This window comes from Armatimonadota bacterium (genome assembly GCA_013314775.1).
Classification (GTDB): Bacteria; Armatimonadota; Zipacnadia; order Zipacnadales; family JABUFB01; genus JABUFB01.
In genome coordinates this window covers 718,234-733,755 of record JABUFB010000008.1, presented here as the reverse complement: position 1 = coordinate 733,755, position 15,522 = coordinate 718,234, and the positions used below count along the sequence as shown (strand labels likewise).

12 protein-coding genes are annotated in these 15,522 nt (G+C 62.8%); 8 read left to right on the top strand and 4 right to left on the bottom strand.

Features of this window, described 5'->3' with window-relative positions; all coding sequences use genetic code 11:
* The first annotated feature begins 3 nt into the window (after positions 1-3).
* The 4 genes from HPY44_10020 to HPY44_10005 all read left to right on the top strand — a co-directional run bounded on the left by HPY44_10020 (position 4) and on the right by HPY44_10005 (position 4,141).
* Positions 4-1,392 (top strand): insulinase family protein, encoded by a 1,389-nt coding sequence (locus HPY44_10020; GenBank protein NSW56342.1) that lies wholly within the window; start codon positions 4-6, stop codon positions 1,390-1,392.
* Positions 1,389-2,726: an insulinase family protein gene (locus tag HPY44_10015; GenBank protein ID NSW56341.1), complete on the top strand. Its 1,338-nt coding sequence runs from the start codon at positions 1,389-1,391 to the stop codon at positions 2,724-2,726. The genes HPY44_10020 and HPY44_10015 overlap by 4 nt, the downstream gene beginning before the upstream one ends.
* A 77-nt stretch (positions 2,727-2,803) precedes the next feature.
* Positions 2,804-3,259: a dTDP-4-dehydrorhamnose 3,5-epimerase family protein gene (locus HPY44_10010; protein NSW56340.1), complete on the top strand. Its 456-nt coding sequence runs from the start codon at positions 2,804-2,806 to the stop codon at positions 3,257-3,259.
* Between the two features lie 42 nt (positions 3,260-3,301).
* Positions 3,302-4,141 (top strand): sugar phosphate isomerase/epimerase, encoded by an 840-nt coding sequence (locus HPY44_10005; protein NSW56339.1) that lies wholly within the window; start codon positions 3,302-3,304, stop codon positions 4,139-4,141.
* A 76-nt stretch (positions 4,142-4,217) separates the two neighbouring features.
* Here HPY44_10005 and HPY44_10000 read toward each other — a convergent pair whose 3' ends face one another.
* The 4 genes from HPY44_10000 to HPY44_09985 form a co-directional block, all read right to left on the bottom strand.
* The gene (locus tag HPY44_10000) at positions 4,218-4,835 is read right to left on the bottom strand and encodes a DUF1559 domain-containing protein (GenBank protein ID NSW56338.1); all 618 of its coding nucleotides are present in this window, start codon (positions 4,833-4,835) and stop codon (positions 4,218-4,220) included.
* 161 nt (positions 4,836-4,996) lie between these two features.
* Positions 4,997-5,830 (bottom strand): sugar phosphate isomerase/epimerase, encoded by an 834-nt coding sequence (locus HPY44_09995; GenBank protein ID NSW56337.1) that lies wholly within the window; start codon positions 5,828-5,830, stop codon positions 4,997-4,999.
* A gap of 9 nt (positions 5,831-5,839) precedes the next feature.
* Positions 5,840-7,117, bottom strand: a complete 1,278-nt coding sequence (locus tag HPY44_09990; GenBank protein NSW56336.1) for a DegT/DnrJ/EryC1/StrS family aminotransferase — start codon at positions 7,115-7,117, stop codon at positions 5,840-5,842.
* Between the two features lie 83 nt (positions 7,118-7,200).
* Positions 7,201-9,117, bottom strand: coding sequence for a hypothetical protein (locus tag HPY44_09985; protein NSW56335.1), 1,917 nt, complete (start codon positions 9,115-9,117; stop codon positions 7,201-7,203).
* A 154-nt stretch (positions 9,118-9,271) separates the two neighbouring features.
* Here HPY44_09985 and HPY44_09980 point away from each other — a divergent pair, with 154 nt between their 5' ends.
* The 4 genes from HPY44_09980 (at position 9,272) to HPY44_09965 (ending at position 15,509) form a co-directional block, all read left to right on the top strand.
* Positions 9,272-10,228, top strand: coding sequence for a hypothetical protein (locus HPY44_09980; GenBank protein NSW56334.1), 957 nt, complete (start codon positions 9,272-9,274; stop codon positions 10,226-10,228).
* A 188-nt stretch (positions 10,229-10,416) separates the two neighbouring features.
* Complete coding sequence (locus HPY44_09975; GenBank protein NSW56333.1) at positions 10,417-12,057, top strand: hypothetical protein; 1,641 nt, start codon at positions 10,417-10,419, stop codon at positions 12,055-12,057.
* A gap of 5 nt (positions 12,058-12,062) precedes the next feature.
* Complete coding sequence (locus HPY44_09970; protein ID NSW56332.1) at positions 12,063-14,546, top strand: DUF4091 domain-containing protein; 2,484 nt, start codon at positions 12,063-12,065, stop codon at positions 14,544-14,546.
* A gap of 30 nt (positions 14,547-14,576) precedes the next feature.
* Positions 14,577-15,509: a tetratricopeptide repeat protein gene (locus HPY44_09965; GenBank protein ID NSW56331.1), complete on the top strand. Its 933-nt coding sequence runs from the start codon at positions 14,577-14,579 to the stop codon at positions 15,507-15,509.
* The last annotated feature ends 13 nt before the right edge of the window (positions 15,510-15,522 follow it).

The following is a 15,522-nucleotide window of genomic DNA, read 5'->3' as shown; positions in this document are numbered from 1 at the left end:
TGGATGCTCATTCGCCACGGGGCTTACCGCTATGCCGCAGTTGGGCTATTCCCCTCCATGCTCCTGCCTGTCACGCTGCTGCTCACTCTTCCCGCGATCGGGGCGCCGGTGATCAACTCGCAGACCGTCAGCGAGACGGCCCTCGATAACGGCCTGCGCGTGATCATCAAACCGGAGCGCAACTGGGGAGTGGTATCCGCCGGTCTCGTCATCAAGGCCTGCCCGCTCTACGAAACGGACAGCGAGCAGGGGCTCTCTGATCTGGTCCGGCACATGATCCACGACGTCCCGGCTCCGGGCGACGACCTCTCCCTGTCCGACTGGATCGAAGATCGCGGTGGGAGAATCAGCAGCTACACCACTCCGGATGGGACTCACGTCCGGATCACCACGAGCGCTGGTTTCTTCCCCGAAGCCCTGGCCCGGACTGCGCGCGCCACCTTCGAGCCCTCCTTCAGAGAGGAGATCTGGGCCAATCAGCTTCAGACCCTGCGCAGGCGCCTGATGGACGTGGAAAGCAGCCCGGTGGGAAAGCTGTGGCGGACCATGTGGGAGACTGCCTTTCGCCAGCATCCATATGGGCGGCCGGTCTCGGGCACTCCTGACGGCATCGCCGCGTACGATGCCGAGGACCTCGCGGCTTACCACCGCAACCATTTCGTCCCCAACAACTCTGCCCTCATCGTGGTGGGAGACATAGATGCCGCCGCGGCTCTCGATCTGATCCGTGAGCTGTTCGGCAAGTACCCGCGGGGAAACATTGCTCTGCGAGAACCAGATCCGGAGCCGATCCAGACCGACACGCGTACGCGTCTGGAGAAAGCCGATACCCGCAACACGCTGGTGTCCTTCGGCTGGCACGCGGCGGGTATCGCCAACAAGCCCGACGTCTGCGCACTGGACCTGATTTACGCCTTGCTCATCGAGGGTCAGCAAGCCCGTCTCATGCAGGCCTTCGTCAGTCAGGAGGAAATCGGGGCAGTTCCCGAAGTAGAGTTCATCACCAAACGCGATCCCGGCCTGTTCCTGGTCACCTGTGTGGCGAAGCCCCAAATGGAGCTTGAGACCCGTGAGATCATCCTTGCGGAGATTGAGAAGCTGCACAATACACTTCTCACGCCCGAGGAGCTTGCAGGCGTGAAGGCCGTGGTTCGCGCCGGCTACTCCTTCGACAATTCCAGCTACGAGAACCAGGTGAGTTCGATGGGCTTCTACGAGGCCATCGATAGCTACCGGTTCGCAATCGATTACATCACCACTCTCGAATCGGTCACCGCCGAAGACGTCCAGAGAGTGGCCAGGCAGTACCTGGGGCTCGATAACTATTCTCTGGTGATCATCCGGCCCAAGTCCGCCTCGGGCCCCGTCTGGGAGGCCCGCCTGACCCCATGAAACCCGCTTTCGCTCCGGCTGTGGCAGTACTCTTCATGATGATCGCATCCGTCGCGTCATCCGATCAGCTATTGCTGCCCAACGGCATGAATGTGCTGGTCTTCGAATCGGGCGCCAGTGATGTCTGCGGCGTCCATCTTGCGCTGAACATCGGCCCGGAACGTGTGCCCCCGGAGAAAGCCGGTCTGCGTGCCCTGACCCAGCAGATCATCCTTTCGAAGATCCGCGCGCAGATGAACACCACCGAGAGCCTTGCCAGCTTGCGTCAGGAGGGTACCCAGGGCGCGGGGTTCAGCGTGGAGACCCAGGAAGACTGCGTGGAGTTCACAGCGTCGGTGACATCGGCGCAACTCAAGCCCCTCCTGGAGTTCCTGGCTCCGGCAGTGTTTGCCGCCGACTGGACCCAGGACGACGTGGTCAGCGCGCGCGAGATCGTGCTGCAGAAGGCCAATTCCCCCTCCGGCACCGGTCCCGAATCGGGCGCGGAAAACTACATCGAGGCCTACCGGTTGTTCTCGCACGCGCTCCTTGGTGACGGGCCGCACACTCAGCCCGTCTTCGGGACCCGTGAGACCCTCGAGGGGATTACCCTCGCTGACGTGAAGTCTTTCTACCGCAGCTACTACGTGCCCAATTTGGCCAGTCTCTGCATAGTCGGACCCGTTCCGGCGCGCGACGTCATTGACCTCGCTACCGCGGCCTTTGGCGGTTTCGAGTCCCGCAAGGTGGCTCCGGCTACGCCTGTGGTCCAGGGACGGCCACGCACGCGGGTACAGGTGGGGGAGAGCGCCGCGCTGCGCATGGCTGTGCTCGTGGTGGGCATCCCGCTGCCACCGGTGGGGACGGAAGGCTACGCGGCCGGGCTTGTCCTGAACGCGGCCCTGTCCGGCCCCGGCGGTTCGCTGGCCCAGGACGAAGGCCTCGCGAACCTGGAACGGTCCGAAGGCTCCGGCCCGAAGGCGCCGTCCGGTGTGCTGCCGGTCCTCGTATCGCACACGCCGTCTCTGGCGATCATCGTCGGCGTTATGCCCACGTCGGTCGAGGACGCGCGCCAGCTTCTCCTGGGCAAACTGGCAGCGCTTGGCGAGAAACCCCTGGCCGCCGAGGAACTCGCCCGGGCGAAGACGCGGGCAATCAATCTCCGTGTTCTGGGGATGGATGAGCCGCGTGTCGCCGCCGCCGCGCTCAATCGCCGGTACCTGGTGACCGGCGAGGTCAGTCTCGACGATCCAATAATCGCACAGATCGCCGGGCTCAGCGCCGAGACCGTGCAGGCGGTCGCTGCCGAGCAGATGAAACAGCACGCAATCGGCCTGGTCATGCCAGGAAACTGAGCCGGACTGCGGGACCTGGTCGTGATCCGTTGCCGGCCATTGCCCGTTGCGCTTGTTACCGGGAGGGAACCCGGACGATGATTGATGGCGTCCGCACCAAGCCGCTGAAGCTCATCGCCGATGACCGCGGGTACCTCATGGAGGTCCTGCGCAACGACGAGGAGCTTTTCCTTGGATTCGGGCAGTGCTACATCTCCGCCACGTATCCGGGCATTGTGAAGGCATGGCATGCTCACGCCAAGCAGACAGATTCCTTCTGCTGCGTGAAGGGCAATGTGAAAGTCGCTCTCTGGGACGGCCGCGAGAACTCGCCGACCCGCGGCGAAACCAACTCCTTCGTCATCGGCGAACTGAACCGCACCCTGATCCAGATTCCCCCGGGGGTGTGGCACGGCTGGGTCTGCCTGGGCAGCGAGATGGCCTTGGTCCTCAACGTGCCCACCGAGCACTACGTCTACGCCAGCCCTGATGAACTCCGCCGGCCCTGGGATGACCCTGAGATCGGCTACCAGTGGCACACGAAGGGCGGCTGAGCCGAGCTCCCGAACCGGATTCCCTCATTCACGGAGGTTCCGATGCAACTCATCATGTTCTCCAAGATGCTCCAGGAGTTCCCGGTGGCCGAGGCCGGCGACATCATCAAGGACCTCGGCTTCGAAGGCGTCGACCTCACCGTGCGCGACGGTGGCCACGTTTCGCCCGAGAGCGTCGAAAAGGACCTGGAGCCCGCGGTCTGCGCCCTCGCCGACAGGGGCCTGAGCGTACCGATGATCACCACAAACATAACCAGCGCGGACGACCCTACTGCGGAGCCGATCTTCCGTGCGGCGGCCGCCAACGGGATTCCGCGCCTGAAGCTCGGTTACTGGCAGGTGCGCGAGTTCGGCACGATGCGCGAGAAGATCGAGGAAGCGCGCATGTCTCTGGTGGGCATCAGCAAGCTGGCCATGAAATACGGGGTGAGCGCCAACATTCACGTGCACTCCGGTGATTTCCTGAGTGCCATGTCCGCGGTGGTTTGGAACCTCATTGAGCCGTATGAGGCAACTGTCATCGGCGCATATCCAGACCTGTGCCACATGGGCCTTGAGGGCGGCCGGTCGGGCTGGAAACAGGGGCTCGACCTCCTCGGTGACCGGATCAACATGGTGGGCGTCAAGAACGCCGGGCTCTACCCAGAGAAGGATGCCGAGGGGAATGTGCGCTGGCAGGGCAAGCTCGTCCCCGTGTGGGAGGGCCTGACGCCCTTCAGGCAGGCATTCGGATTTCTCAAGCAGACAGGCTTCGACGGGCCCTGCAGCTTCCACAGCGAATACCAGGGCAGCTTCAGCTTCAAGGACATGACCACGTCGGAACTCATCGAGCAGACCCGGCTGGACCTGGAGTACGTGAAGAAACTCCTGGCCGAAATCTGAGCGCGATTGGACAGTGGCAATGCAAGGGCCCCCGGTCATCACTCGGGGGCCCTTTGGCATCCGCCGCCCATAACGATCAGTACAGGTCCCACATGGTGTTGCTCGTCGACCACGTGCCCCCCTTACTCATGGACTTGGCATGCCCGTCCATGAAGGCAAAGTTCGCGCCGTCATTGTGTCGGGTGTCCACATTGTACGGCCAGGCAGTCGAACCCGAGAAAGACAGCCCGACGATGTACACATTCCCCTGGTTCTTGTCGGCTCCTGCGATGGTCTCCGATGGGCTCTGGATGGCGCTCAGCGGTATCGGCGGGACCGGCCACGGCGAGCCATTGCCCGAAGGGAAGACGGTTTCGTTGAGACCGTACCCCGTCTTGTGGGTGGGGGCACTGGGGTTCCAGTCGGTCTTGCTGGGGCAGACGAGAATCTGCCGGTTCTTCATGTACGGGATGATGTCGTCGTACCACGCGTAGCCCCACGGCCGCTGGTAGTAGGGAAGGGTCTCGTCCCAGTCGTCGGCGTACATGAGTAGCGAGAGGGTGATCTGCTTCAGGTTGGACAGGCAGGAACTCTGCCGGGCTTTCTCCCGCGCTCGCGCGAAAACCGGGAAGAGAATGGCTGCCAGGATCGCGATGATCGCGATGACGACCAGGAGTTCGATGAGTGTGAAGCCGGCGAGAGGCCTGCGTTTCATGGTTGCCTTTCCTGAGTGTAATGTGGGCTGAAACATCCTTTTACCCCCTCAGATCGCCTGCCAATCCGATCGCCCCCGTGACGCAGACTCTTGACACTGGCCCCAATGCAGGCGCCCCGCGATTCCTCGCGGGGCGCCTTGTCCGGTTGGCAAGCCGCGAGTCAGTCTGCCATGAGATCGCGCAGATATGCCGTGCCTTCGCGTGCAGCCTGCACCGGGTCGCCTGTGCCTTCATATTCGAAGGACAGGTAGCCCGTGTAGTTCAGGGTCTTGAGCGTACGGATGATCGCCGGGTAGTCCAGCACCCCGGCGCCCACGACCGTGCCGATATACTTTTTTCCTGCCCGGGAGGTGAGCCCGCGTTCGGCGTCCGGCGGCAGCAATTCCCAATCCTTTGCATGGGCATGGGCCAGTCGGCTCTTGACTGCCAGGAGGAACTCCACGGGGTCCTCGTCGGCCATAACCATGTTGCCGGAATCATAGGTCATCATCAGGTCCGGGCCGGCAAGCTCGCAGGTCTCCATGCATTCGGCCGAGTTCTGGTACGGCGCAACCGGGCTGCCGAAGTCCTCGATGGACAGCACAACCCCGGCCGCTTTCGCCACCGGCAGTACTTCCGCAAGCCCGGCTGCCACATTGCGCCGGCCCTCGGCCTTGTCCTGATCGGGCGCGCAGCCACCGGTTGTGACCAGCAGGTTCCGGGTGCCCGCTTCCGCAGACTTGTCAATGAGCGCGCGGATGGTATCCAGCGATGCTTTGCGGATCTCCGGGTCATTGGTGGTCAGATTGCCCCCGCCGATCCACGCTGAGACCGCGATTCCCGCATCCTCCGCCATCTTACGCACTTCCGCCGCCGTGTATCCGGTGACGTGCCCGTCGGTGATGTCTACGCCCTCCACGCCACAGTCCTTCATGAGCGCCAGAGCGCTGGGGACTGTCAGCGTACCATCTGCAAGCGACCGGCTGAGCGAATAGATCATGAAACCAAGCTTCATCTTAGGCTCCTATCCCTGTTCGCGCGCGGATTCGAGAACCCGCTGCGCGTTCTCGCTGATCTTCTGAAAGCCCTGCACGTACAGCTCCATCAGGTCCATGCCGTTGGGAGGGTAGACGCCGCCCAGATAGGCGTGACTGCTGATGAACTCCTTCGCGGCCGGGTATTCCTCGGGGTCGTAAACCACGTCCTGCCGGGCGAATGGGCTGCTCCAGGGGTGTCCCTTGCCGAAACCCACCTTGTCACGGAATACGCTCATGCCCGGCACCGGCTCATACTGCCAGTTCCCCAGCCCCATGCCCTCGGCGGCAAGGGCCCTCTTGCACGCTTCTTTCCACTCCTGCGCCGTGCAATCCAGCCCTAGTTGATCGGGCCTGAATGTTACCACATAGCAGAAGTAGCACGGATCCGCCCAGTCCGGAGTGACGGGCCCCTCAAATCCGGGTATTTTCGCCAACTCCTGCGTGATATACGCCGCATACTTTCTACGGATGCCGTTGTACTCGTCGAGGCGGTCGAGCTGGCTCAGGATGAAGGCGTTCACGAACTCATGGGGCCGGTATCCCCAGCCCAGCGCGTAGATCGGGTCACGCGTGGTCTGCGGGATGGGGCCGACGACTCGGCAGCGGTCGGCTACAGCGGCGAAATCATCGTGGCTGGTCGTCACGAGCCCGCCCTCGCCGCCGGACAGGCACTTGGAACGGTTGCAGCTGAACCCCGCCACATCGCCCAGAGAGCCGGTCTTGTGCCCCTTGTACATGGCCCCGTGGGCCTGGCAGGCGTCCTCAATTACAACCAGTCCGTGCTTGCGGGCGATCTCATTGATGGGGTCCATATCTGCCGGCATACCATGGATATGCGCCGGCAGGATCGCTTTCGTATGATCGGTGATGCGCTCCTCGATTTTCGCCGGGTCCAGGGTGTACGTCTCCGGATCGATGTCCGCGAAGATCGGGATGCCGCTCTGCTGCACCACCGGGACCACTGTGGCCCAGTACGTGAAAGCGGGAACGATTACCTCGTCGCCGGGCATCACTCCGGCTGCCATCAGCGACATGTGCAGCGCTCCAGTGCCGCTGCTGGTGACGATAGCGTATTTCGTCCCGCAGTACTCGGCCCAGCGCCTCTGGAGCTCGGTGGCCAGTGGTGCGCTGGTTCCGTGCAGATGGCCGCTATCCAGCACCGAAACCAGCGCCTCGCGGTCCGCGTCGGTGATCACCGGCCAGCTCTTGATCATGCCCTCGGGCACGACCGGTGAGCCGCCGTCAATGGCAAGCTTCGTTGGCATTGCAGTCCTCCCTTGCATGCGCCTGCCGACATTCGAGCGAAGACCACGTATTCCCCGCGCAGCCGGCACGACCTTCCCAAGCCCTACTCGTCGTCAAGCCTTTCAATCTGAACGTCATCATAGTAGACCGTTCCCACCGCGCCGTTACGAAGGAGCACCTCGGCGCTCGTGGCTCCTTCCTTCAGCGCGAACTCGTGTTCCGCGAGAGCCCAGTCCTGGGTCGGCGCGAACTTCGGCGAGTAATCATACTGCAGCCGCTCACCCTTCGCATCATAACTCATCAGCGAGAAGACCGGCGCCGGCGTCTCCTCCGTTCTGTACCATGCCCTCACCCTCACCCGCGTCTTCCCCTCAACTCGGAAGCGCCGGCTCTGGGCTACCTGGTTCACTCTGGTACCGCGCCCGGTCATCATCAGTGCCCAATCGCCGGTGTGACCGGGCTGGACGCGCTCGAACAGGGAGCCCTCACCGCCTTCACTCCAGACTCCGCACTGCCACATGAACGGGCTGTCTTTCGTGCCAATTTCGAAGCCGGCATTGGGCAGTTCGGCGCTCAGCAAGTTGCTCAGCATCTTTGTGCCCTCGCGGAACACGGGCAGGTCTTCAGGCGGGACCCCGTCGCGCTGGCGGATGATCTCACAGATGGTGGGACACATGGATATCTGTCGCTGCAGGTCCAGGAACAGCAACTGGGCAAGCTCCCAGGCCCGCTCGTCCTTGACGCCCAGCTCGATCCAGTCGGCCCAGGCAACCTTGTCACCCACGTTGGTATTCACCCGCGCGCCAAAGCGCGGATGTTCCCGGTTCTGATTCCACATCACGTCAACGTAGGTCGACGCGAAACGGGTGAGGTCCGTTGCATCGAAGACCACGTTGCGCCCGGCGGCTTCGATGGCGAACCCGACGTCGATGGTCGCGTGGCTGTAGTCCTCAACACTGCGGCGCACGCCCTCTTCGTGGGGTAGCGGGTCCCAGTAGTTCCACTCGTACGCATGGCCCACTAATCGCAGGTTCTGCTTGAAGTATGTGGCCATTGCCGTGGCCCGTCTCAGGCAAAGGTCCGCGCCCTCGTACCCGGGGATGTCCTTGAGCACCAGCCAGGTTCGGGCCAGCGCGAGGTACTGGTTGTGAGGCAGGCTGTAACCCGGGAAGCGCTGGGTAGGATTGTCCGTAAACTTGTACAGACCCGCTCCGCCGGGCAGGTCCACCCACGTCGATTCCCACTTTCGCAGGAAATGCCGGTCCAGGAGCGCCAGGTACTCTCGGGCCTTGTCCCCGTAGGCCGCATTCAGCTCCGGGTCGGCCAGCACTAACTCGATGAACTGCGCGATGCGGTGGGTTACCATCCCGTCATGCACCTGGTACTCGCACCGGGCGGGGGCAGTGGTCTCAACTATCCACTTTGCGCCCACGGGCGGCGTGCCGGTCAGGGTCAGCTTCCCCGGCTCGATTCCCGGAATCCCCATCTTGTCGGTGACAGGCGCCTCCGCGATCACCTTGCCCTCATCAACGTCTCGCACCACCAGCTTCCCGGCATCAGGCACACTGATCTCATACCTGTGGCCCGTGGCGTCCGGTACCCCCTCGCGCTTGTTCACCCGCTGCAGCGCGGGCTCGATCTTTGCTTCCCCCACATTGCCTGCGGGCTGTGTCTCGATGATGCTCACCGAGTAAGCGGGGTCATCCCACGCCAGGTATCCTTCAGCGTTGGGCTTGAGGTTGCCCACCATGCGATCGACATGGTCCACGATCTTGTCAGCCCAGTACGGGTCGCGGGTTACTCGCAGGCAGTAGACATAGTCGCGCAGGAAACTGGCCTCGCCCCAACCGAGCCCGCCGGATGTCGTGGCGGCCGAGTTGCCTTTTCCATCATTGTAGGCGGCGTCCCAGGTCTGGTACTTGGAGATCAGGTCGGGCAGGTACTCAGCGGCGCAGGACGGAAGCACGCTCGCCATCAGGGTCACCAGCCCAATCGCAAAAGGGGTGGTCTGTCTCATCATCCGAATCACACTCCATGAGGGCCATTCGCGTCCAATCGCGGAATCATCGTCACTCTATTCCCCCTGCACAGGATTCGGGCCTGCCTCGGGCGAACATACCCTCGGAAAAGTCAGCGACCTTTTGTCGCCGAGATCATCGTATCGAGGTGCCCGCATGCCCAGCGTGTTGCTTGCCATCGTTCTTGTGCTGCTCCTTCTGGTCGTCGCGCACTGTCAGGACGGCAACACTACCCAAGGTCCCCTCAAGGGTCGGTGGGTGCGCATGGCCGAACACACGGACTTCAGCCCCCGCGACACCGCCGAGGACTTCGTCCTCAATGGCAAGATGTGGATCAGCAACGCCTACCACAACGGCAATGTGCTCATCCGCGATCTGTGGAACTCTTCCGACGGTATGGTCTGGACCAAGATCAGCGATGCTACGCCGTATGACGGCTACAGTGAAATGGCCGTCTACAAGGGTAAGGTCTGGGCGGTGAAGGGCAGCGTCTGGAACTCCCCTGACGGCATCAACTGGACCCAGGTGTGCGAGAAGACTCCCTTCGGCGTGCGCGGGTACGGCGAACTGGTGGTGTTCAAGGACGAGCTTTGGCAGCTTGGGAGCGGAGCCGACGTCTGGCGGACTTCGGACGGCAAGAACTGGACCTGCGTGAACGACAACGTACCCTTCGAGAAGCGCTACGCCACAGCGGTCACCGTGTTCAAGGACAAGCTGTGGGTCATGGCCGGCGCCGTCGGCCGGGAGAACAACCCGCCCGAGAAGGGCTACAAGACCATCACCACCATGAATGACGTCTGGTGCTCGGAGGACGGGGTGAACTGGGAGTGCGTATTGGAGAAGGCGCCCTGGCCCACGCGCATGTGGTCGATCTGCAAGGTCCACGCGGGCTACATGTGGCTTATCGGCGGCTATCGCAATGCCGAGGCTCACAACCTGGGCGACGTCTGGTACACGGCCGATGGGAAAAACTGGTACGAGTTCAAGTCCGAGCCGGTTTGGAGCCCGCGCCACGAAGCAACCGTCTATGATTTCGACGGCTATCTGTGGGTCGTTGCGGGCAATTCCTGGCCGCTGATGAACGACTCCTGGCGGCTGGAGCTTGAACGGTAGGCGGCCGCGTTTCATCGTTCCTGGGGCGGGCACCTTTGGCCCGCCGGCCATTGTCGTTGTCTTGGTCTCCTCATCCGGAGCAGCTTTACCGCGACGGAGAGAGGAGAGGGCATCGACTCGTCGCGCAGGGGTGAGGCCGCACGTTGCCTCCTGTCCTTGGTCTCGCCATTCATAGGAGCTGACCACACATGCGCTGTCTCCAGATCTGCCTGTGTCTGCTATCGATCTCTGCCGCTCTCGCCGCTCCCGTACCTACAGGCCGGCACACGAAGATCATCGAGTGGGGCTGGGACGAGCCCGACCCCGCCTTCATGCGTGCCAACCAGGAGCGCATGGACAACATGGGTTTCGATGGCGTGATCTTCCACGCCATGCCCGTGCATGAGGGCAAGCCCGTGAACTTCGCGTGGACCTGCTGGAGTTCCACGGTGTTCAAGTATGAGGAGTTCGCTTCGAACATTGAGGACCTGCAGGCGTGCCTGTTCGAGAAGCTCACCGACAATTTCCTGCGGTTCAACGTCTGCCCGGGGAACGTGGACTGGTTCGACGACAAGGCTTTCGACGCGGTCCTCAACAACGCTCGGGTGGCCGCGAGGGTCGCCCGCGAGGGTGGCTGCAAGGGCTTCATGTTCGACATCGAGATCTACAATGAGCCGCTGTGGACCTACGCGAAGCAGGCACACTGCGAGACACGCAGCTTCGCTGAGTACATGGAAAGGGTCGCTGACTGCGGCGCCCGATTCATGCGGGCGATCAACTCGGAGTACCCGGACATCGTGGTGCTGCTCACCTACGGCTACGGGATTACGGGCGGCGTTGATGATGCCGACAAGCGGCCGTACGGCCTGCTTCGTGGCTTCCTGGACGGCATGTTCCAGGCTGCCGCGCCGAAGACCGTAATCGTGGACGCATACGAGGGCGCCTACACTTTCCGCACTCACCAGCAGTTCGTGAACGGCTACCGCTCGGTGCGCGAGGGCGTCCTGCCCCTGGTGGCCAATCCCGCGAAATACAAGAAGCACATCGAAGTCGGCTTCGGAATCTGGATGGACGCGGCGTGGCGCAGCTACGGGTGGCACACGGATGACTTCAGCAAGAACTTCTTTACACCCGAGGAGTTCGAATACTCGGTCTTCTGCGGGCTGAATGTCACCGACCGGTACGTGTGGATCTACACGGAATGTCCGCGCTGGTGGACCCGGCAAGACCTTCCGGCCGCCTATCAGCGAGCCTTGCGGAGATCGCGCCTGCCCCACGAGATCAACGATGCCGCGTATGTGGGGCGCACTATCAGGGACGTCCCGGCGCCGCCGCCACCCAAGGCCTCCACGCAGCCCGGATACGACGATGAGGCCACGTTCGGCGACCTGGAAGGCAAGTACGAGTTCATCGCCGATCTGCCCAAAGTCTGGCGGTTCCGCACCGATCCGGGCAATGTCGGGGTGAAACACGGTTGGTTCAAGCCGGGCATCTCGCCGGACGGTTGGGGGACTATGGAGATCGGCAAGTTCTGGGACGAGCAGGATCTGCGCTACACCGGCTATGCCTGGTACCGTCTCGATTGGACCGCGCCCCTGTTTGACCTGCCCCGGGACAAGCGCCTGAAGCTCTGGTTCGGCGCGGCCGATGAGCAGGCAGAGGTCTGGGTCAATGGCGCGCGCGCAGGGCAGCACAAGCTCGCCCCCGACCTCGGCTGGGACAAGCGTTTTTCCATCGACGTCACCGGGAAACTCCTCCCTGGCCGGCCGAACACGATTGCCGTGCGCATTCACAACCTGAGCCTCGCCGGCGGACTGTGGAAATCTGTAAAGCTTGCCGTAGAAAGGTAATGGACATGAAGATCGTCCTCGGCACTGCGCTTCTCGCCTGTTTGGGCTGCGTCTCCGCCCATGCGCTGGATGTGCTGTTCGACTTCGAGAACGAGGCCGACGTGGCCGCCTGGAGCCTGCGCAACGCGGCTCAGGACAAGCTGGTCCAGAGCACATCCTTCGCCACCTCGGGCCGGCATTCCATGTTCTTCTCCACCCCCGCGTGGAAAGAGGGCATGGAGCAATGGCCGGCTTTCGAAGCCAAACCGCCCATGGCCGACTGGAGGGCGTATGATCGCCTGCTCATCGACATCACAAACACCGGCGAGAAGCGGCCCTTCCTGTCCATGTTCATCTCCGACAGCAAGATCCCGTTCCGCGAGGCCTTCAGCTACCGCTTCGAGTTGCCGTCCTGCGGCTTCAAGCGCTACGTGGTCCCCCTAACGGACATGCCGGAGAAGGTGGATCGCTCGGGCATCTCCATCATCCACCTCTTCTCCCAGCGCCCGGAAGATGAAGTCGGTCTGTACCTGGACAATTTCACGCTTCTCAAGCCGGGTGAGGAGCCCCCGCCGATCCCGTCCAGTTTCGCCCGGGAACTGGCTGGTCTTGCGCTTGCCGGGCTGGTGGAGCCAACGTCCGCTCTTGGCAAAGCGGCGATGGAACTGGCGGCGATTGCGGATACTCCCGCGAGCAAGGCCCGGCTACAGGCGCACATGGCGCTGCTGAACTCCCGCATATCCGCGACCCGCACTGCGCTGGCATCTGAGGGGCTGACGGTAGAGGACGTGGATCAGCTGCGTTCGGAACTGGAAGCACTTCTGAGTTCGCCCGACCGGCTCAGGTCCGTGCTCACCTTCGAGCGCGACTTCGACCGCACGTTCCCCGGTGGTGGTCCGATGCTCGTGGGGCTGGCCACGTCCATGGAGAAGATCCTCCCGCGCGACATGCCCTTCTCCCTGAACGTGACAACGAAGGCCTCCCTGAGCCTTGCGCGCAATGAGAAGGAAAGCCTTCAGATCGCGGTCATGCCTCGCAAAGACGGTCTCAAGGAAGTCTCCGTCTCGGTGACGGACCTCAAGTCTGAGGATGGTGCCGTCTTCCCGGCAGAGGCCATCGACTGCGATGTGGTCGGCTACGTGGAGACGAAGAACCGGCCTCCATACACTGTCCCTTACGTGGGCTGGTGGCCAGACCCGATCCTGGACTTCCTGGGGCCGGTCGACATCGCCGAAGGTGACCTGCAGACCTTCTGGGTCCGCGCCAAGGCCGGCAAGGACCAGACGCCGGGGCTGTACCGAGGTACATTGACGGTCTCTGCCGCCAACGCGGAACCTGTGACGCTGGACCTCGAACTGCGCGTCCGTAACTTCACCCTTCCGGATCAGACGCCGTTGCCCACCGCCATCACTTTCGGCGAACGCCCCGCACAAATGGGCGGCGTGGAGAACTGGCCGCACATGAAACTTGTCTGGGCGGACTTCCTGGCCGACTACTATATCGACTACGACAGTCTCTACCGTAGCGGCCCGCCGGATTGGGACGTGATCCAGTACCTGCATAACCAGGGCCGCCTGTGCGCCTTTAACCTGGGGAACGTGTTCAATGCGGGCACGACTGAAGAGGGCTTCGACAAGGCCATCGCCGACACTGTAGCACGCCTGCGTCCAGCCTATGAGAAGGCGAAGGAGCTGGGTCTGCTTGACCACGCGTACATCTACGGCTTTGACGAGCGGCCCAAGGAGCAGTTCGGCCTCCTGGAGCGGTCAGCGCAGGCCCTCCGCAAGGCCTTCCCGGAAGTCCTGCTCATGACCACGAGCTACGACCACTCCTATGGGCTGGAATCCGAGGTCAAGACCATCGATGCCTGGTGCCCGCTCACCCCAAGATTCATCCCGGAGCTTGCCGAAGACGCGCGGGCTGCGGGCAAGTATGTCTGGTGGTACATCTGCTGCGGTCCGCACAATCCCTATGCCAACTGGTTCGTAGAGTATGCGGCTATAGAGTCGCGCTTGCTCATGGGCGCTATGACTGCGAAGTACCGCCCGGACGGATTTCTGTATTATCTCATCAGCATCTGGAATGACAACAAGCCAATCGAGTCCGGGCCCTTCACTGCCTGGAACCCGGTGAGCTGGACGACATACCACGGGGACGGTAGCCTCACCTGCGCCGGACCGGGAGGCAAACCGGTGCCAACGGTTCGCCTCGAGAACTACCGCGACGGCATGGAAGACTACGCCTACGCTTGCATTCTCGAGGAGATTATTCGCCAGTACAAGGCGCGCGAGGGAATTCTGAGCCCGGGTGAGCGCGACTGGCTGAAACAGGCAGAAGAGGCGCTCGTGGTCCCTGACTCGCTGGTGGAAAACATGGCGAAGTATTCACACGACCCGGCCGCACTGTATGAATACCGAGAGCGTATGGCTGACCTGATTGATCGCTCCGGAGTGCCCGACGCCGACCCCTGGGGGGAGGATTTCGGCGTCCGTGGGTTCCGCGGGCGATAGCCACTACCATGCCAAGAACACGGTGAGATCATGCCGGCGGCGCACTCGACGGTGGCGATGGCGCGCGAGTTGATTGCGCGGAAACGGTACTCACAGGCCATCGACATCCTCAACGACAAGCTGGCTCGGAACCCCGATGATCTGAATGCTCTCGAGGCGCTGGGCCTCGCGTACTTCGAGCTTCAGGACTACAACGCCGTGGAGCGGGTGGCATTCCAGACGACACGGCTTGCGTCCACCCGAGCGCGCACGTGGTGCAACTGGGGCATGGCGCTGCGCAAACTGGGAAGGCTCGAGGAAGCCCGCGAGGCCCAGGAACGAGCGCTGCATCTCGACCCGGGCTACCGTCGGGCGCAGATTGAGCTGGCCAAGATCGACCGCCTGCAGTGGGATGCGCCGCCGGCCATGGAGGACTTGCCGCTGCCCTCCACTTTCGGCCGTGACGATGAAGAGCATCTGCAGGAAGGGTCCCAGGACGGTCACGACTGCCCGGTCTGCGGCTGCTGGATGGCGCCCGGAGAAGAGGAGTGCACGCGCTGTGGGGGAGAAGCGGCCACAACCGCCATCCATGCCCCTCCGGTGCAGGAGGCTGCTCGGCCATTGCCGGCCTCGAAGTCTCCGCGCGTCAGTGCGGCCTTCGGGCCCATCATCACCGGCGTGTTCGTGCTGGCTGCGCTGGCGCTGACGTTCGTGGCCTGGAGGATGATCTTCCCGCCTCAGCGGTCCGACATCCCCGCATCTCAGCAACCCGCCGCAGTGACAATGACTCAGTCCGGCGACCCGATGGCCAAGTTCCGGGGCCTGCCCCCACTGGGACCTTCCGACACGGTATACTATGTGGCGGGGCGCTCCTTCTACCATCGCCAGGGATGCCCGTATCTCGCGGGCCCTCCCATGGAAGTGGACAAGGGAGAAGCCGAAGACAGCCTCTGGCTGAAGCCGTGCAACAAGTGCAAACCCTGACAGAGGACCGAAG